Here is a 3,793-nt window from a genome sequence, read left to right as displayed (position 1 = left end):
GATGGTGGCAACGAGGGCGGCAGCGTGCGGCTGTCGCTCCCGCCGCAGGATCATTTGCTTTCCGACGTCGGCAGTTCACCGCGCATTTCGCTGGGGTAGAACCCTTCACGCAGATTGATGCCGTACTCGACGTAAGCTTTCATGCATGACAGCATCTGCGACCAGCCCTCGCAATTGCCGTAGGATGATTTGCGGCCGGCCTCGTCCTCGCGCCATCCGCTTTCGGCAATGGTGACGAAGGTGCCACCGTCATCCAGGGCTTCGAAGTTCATTTCGATCGTGGTCTTGTAAGCCGGTACAACGCCGGGGCCGCCGCCATCCCAGCGCAGCACGATGCGCTCGTTGGGCACCACTTCATCGACCTCGACGGGCACGGTATTCCACCATGTGACCGTGGTGCCGGGGACCAGCGGCGCCGAGGCGCCGCCAAGCGTTGTAAAATACCCACTGAGCTTCGTCGGGTTGACGACGGCGTCGAAGACCTCGGCGACCGGTTTGCCGATGCGCCCGGAAATCCTGAATCCAAGGGACATATCCACAGCTCCTTCCTTGCTCAGTGGAACAATATGTTATAGAAACATAACATGTCAAGCCAAACCGGGGACGACCATGTTTTCAAGGCTTTGGCGCATCCGCGCCGGCGCGAATTGCTGGATCGCCTGAAGGATCAGCCGCAGACCACCGGCGCGCTTTGCGAGGCGTTCCCGGACATGGACCGCTGCACGGTGATGATGCATCTGAAAGTGCTGGAGGAGGCCGACCTGGTGATTGCGAGGCGCGAGGGACGCGAGCGTTGGAACCATCTCAATGCCTTGCCGATCAAGCAGATCCACGATCGCTGGATCAGCCAGTATGCCGGCCATGCGATCAGCATTCTCGACCGGCTGAAGTCCGACCTTGAGAGCTGAGCGGCCTCTCCGGCGCCGGAGTTACGGCGCGTCTGGACGAATTGAGCCGATTTATCTATAAGCCGGCCATTCCGACAGAGAGCGCCGTGTGCCTTCGCAGGCATGCCTGGAGCGTTCTGAAAATTTGAATTCGAGCAATTTGCGGATGGCGAGGTGATCCCATTTCGCTCCGCGGTGCTCTAGCCGAACACGACAGGGGTGCCATGGCTGGCCATTCGCAATTTAAGAACATCATGCACCGCAAGGGCCGTCAGGACGCGGTGCGGTCGAAAATGTTTTCCAAGCTGGCGCGCGAAATCACTGTCGCGGCCAAGACCGGCACGCCGGACCCGGCGATGAACCCGAGGCTTCGCCTTGCGATGCAGAACGCCAAGGCCGTGTCGATGCCGAAGGACAACATCCAGCGCGCCATCAACAAGGCTTCCGCGGGCGACGGCGAGAACTACGAAGCCGTGCGCTACGAGGGTTATGGCCCGGGCGGCGTGGCGCTGATCGTCGAGGCGCTGACCGACAACCGCAATCGCTCGGCATCCAATGTGCGCGCCGCCTTCACCAAGGCCGGCGGGGCGCTCGGCGAAACCGGCTCGGTGTCCTTCATGTGGAACCGCGTCGGCGAAATCTACTATCCGGCTTCGGCCGGCAGCGCCGACAAGGTGATGGAAGCCGCGATCGAGGCCGGCGCCGACGATGTCGAGTCCGATGAGGAAGGCCACACCATCTATTGCAGCTTCGAAAGTCTCGGCGACGTGTCGAAGTCGCTAGAAGCGGCGCTCGGCGAGGCTGAATCGGTCAAGGCGATCTGGCAGCCGCAGAACAACGTCCCGGTCGACGAAGAGCGGGCGCAGTCGCTGATGAAGCTGGTCGCCACCCTCGAGGATGACGACGACGTGCAGAGCGTCTACGCCAATTTCGAGGTCGACGACGAGACGATGGCAAAGCTCAGCGCGGCCTGACCGGCAACGCGATCCGATATGAGCGAAGCTCAATCTCGTATGACCGACAAGCCGCTTCCCGTCATCCGCATCACCTATTGCACGCAATGCCAATGGCTGTTGCGTGCCGGCTGGATGGCGCAGGAGCTGCTTTCCACCTTCGGCACCGATCTCGGCGAGGTGACGCTGGTGCCGGGCACCGGCGGCATCTTCACCATTTCCTGCAACGATCAGCTGATCTGGGACCGTAAGCGCGACGGCGGCTTTCCGGATGCGGCGAAGCTGAAGCAGCTGGTCCGCGACGTCATCGATCCGGATCGGGATCTCGGCCATGCTGACCGCAAAACCCACAAGAAGACCGACCCCGCCTAAAGCGGGGTCTTTAGCATTGCGGCCGCGTATCTCAGATCAAAGCCATGATGAAGCAGGCCATCGACACGATAGCGGTGACGGTGCGGACGCGGTTCCACATCACCCATTGGCTCAGATGGTTCGCCCAGACGGCGGCGCCGTTGGCGCTCTGCGGATCGACGGCGGCTAAAGCGTCGTTGAGCGGAACGTTGATGACCATGGTCACGATCGGGTTGCCGACGAAATAGATCACCGCGCCGGCAAGCAGCCAGTATGAGCCGGACTGGCTCCAGCCGAAGAGAGCGGCGGCAATCAACACCAGGCAGATGACGCCGGTGCCGAACAGCGCCGTCATGAAGGTCGGCGTGATCACCGTGACATTGATAGAATTCATCGCCGCGATGCCGCTTGGGACGGGCAGCCGCGCGAGTGCCGCCATGACGAAATTGGAAAAGGCGAAGAACACGCCGCCGACCACGCCGGAGCCGATCGCGGCGATGAAGGTGAGGGCGGGGAGAAGTTTCATCATCTCGGCTGGCTCCAGATGTCGGTTGGTTTTGCAAATGTGATGAATCCTCACATTTGTAAAACGTGATAAACCCTCGTATTTTGTGAGTCAAGCTGGTGTTGGAAATCGCCTGGAGGGAGCCATGGACGAGAAAGTCACCGCCAAGCCGGACCAAGCCGCCATCGCCTCGCCGCGCCGGTCGCCGAGCCAGCAACGCAGCCGCGAGCGGGTCGAGCGCATGCTTGCCGCCGCCTCTGCCTTGATTGCCGAGCAGGGCAGCGATGCCATGCGCATGGGCGAGGTGGCGGAGCGGGCAAGGGTGTCGATCGGCTCGCTCTACCAGTTCTTCCCGGACAAGCGGTCGATCGTCTGGGCGCTGGCCGAGCGCTACACCGCCGAGAGCCAGGCCTGCATCTCGGCGGCGCTGAAAGATGTCAGGGACGCCGAAGGGCTGAAGCAGGCGTTTTCAGAGCTGGTCGACATCTACTATCAGCTGTTCCTGGCCGAGCCGGTTATACGCGACGTCTGGTCGGGCACGCAGGTCGACAAGGCCCTGCGCTCGCTCGAGCTCGCCGACAGCCGAGCCAATGCCGAATTTTTGGTCGCGGTGCTGAAGCGGCTGAGGTCCGATGCCGATCCGGTCGAACTGGAGACGACGGCCTTCCTCGTCTGGCAGATGGGCGAGGCGGCCGTGCGACTGGCGATCTCGGTCGATCGGGAGGAGGGTGACAGGTTGGTTGAGGCCTACAAGCGCATGGCGCTGCGGGAGTTGGTGGGGGAGTAGCGGCCTTCCTCCTCGCAGCGTACGCGATTGGCGAAATCGCCGGCGAGAGCGTCCCCTCTCCCCGTCACTATACGGGGAGAGGATGCCGGCAGGCAGGTGAGGGGCAGCGCCGGCCTATGAAAAGTGCACTGTCACCGAATTTCTCTGATGTATTTCTGTTGTTGCTGATGGTCAGCTTGCCGACGCCGGCGCTGCCCCTCATCCGCCCTTCGGGCACCTTCCCCCCGTTGAACGGGGAGAAGGAAGAAAACAAAAAACCCGCCTCGAAGGCGGGTTTTTCAAATCCTGCGGGCGTATCCGGGTTAGAGGC

The 3,793-nt window shown here is 62.0% G+C and carries 7 protein-coding genes; 5 read left to right on the top strand and 2 right to left on the bottom strand.

Translation table 11 applies throughout. From position 1 onward, the window contains the following. Nucleotides 1-50: 50 nt before the first annotated feature. Nucleotides 51-533: an SRPBCC domain-containing protein gene (locus tag EOA27_RS26745; protein WP_126080725.1), complete on the bottom strand. Its 483-nt coding sequence runs from the start codon at nt 531-533 to the stop codon at nt 51-53. Nucleotides 534-584: 51 nt separating this feature from the next. On the opposite strand from EOA27_RS26745, the gene EOA27_RS26740 reads away from it, so the two are divergent. The 3 genes from EOA27_RS26740 to EOA27_RS26730 all read left to right on the top strand — a co-directional run bounded on the left by EOA27_RS26740 (nt 585) and on the right by EOA27_RS26730 (nt 2,212). Then, on the top strand, nt 585-908 hold the full coding sequence (locus tag EOA27_RS26740) for a helix-turn-helix domain-containing protein (protein WP_126080726.1): 324 nt from the start codon (nt 585-587) through the stop codon (nt 906-908). Between the two features lie 203 nt (nt 909-1,111). Continuing rightward, nucleotides 1,112-1,861 carry a YebC/PmpR family DNA-binding transcriptional regulator gene (locus tag EOA27_RS26735; protein WP_126080727.1) on the top strand — a complete coding sequence of 250 codons (750 nt, stop codon included), beginning with the start codon at nt 1,112-1,114 and terminating at the stop codon, nt 1,859-1,861. Nucleotides 1,862-1,900: 39 nt separating this feature from the next. Next, nucleotides 1,901-2,212, top strand: a complete 312-nt coding sequence (locus EOA27_RS26730) for a SelT/SelW/SelH family protein (RefSeq protein ID WP_126080728.1) — start codon at nt 1,901-1,903, stop codon at nt 2,210-2,212. 31 nt (nt 2,213-2,243) lie between these two features. Here EOA27_RS26730 and EOA27_RS26725 read toward each other — a convergent pair whose 3' ends face one another. Then, nucleotides 2,244-2,720, bottom strand: coding sequence for a DUF1772 domain-containing protein (locus EOA27_RS26725; protein WP_126080729.1), 477 nt, complete (start codon nt 2,718-2,720; stop codon nt 2,244-2,246). 121 nt (nt 2,721-2,841) lie between these two features. Here EOA27_RS26725 and EOA27_RS26720 point away from each other — a divergent pair, with 121 nt between their 5' ends. Beyond that, nucleotides 2,842-3,483: a TetR/AcrR family transcriptional regulator gene (locus EOA27_RS26720; protein ID WP_126080730.1), complete on the top strand. Its 642-nt coding sequence runs from the start codon at nt 2,842-2,844 to the stop codon at nt 3,481-3,483. A 116-nt stretch (nt 3,484-3,599) separates the two neighbouring features. Then, nucleotides 3,600-3,793 (top strand): hypothetical protein (locus EOA27_RS41620; RefSeq protein ID WP_210214173.1); only part of this gene is annotated, 194 nt, incomplete at its 3' end.

The organism is Mesorhizobium sp. M2A.F.Ca.ET.037.01.1.1, from assembly GCF_003998075.1.
In the GTDB taxonomy this organism is placed as follows: Bacteria; Pseudomonadota; Alphaproteobacteria; order Rhizobiales; family Rhizobiaceae; genus Mesorhizobium.
This window is presented reverse-complemented; position numbering and strand designations above follow the sequence as displayed.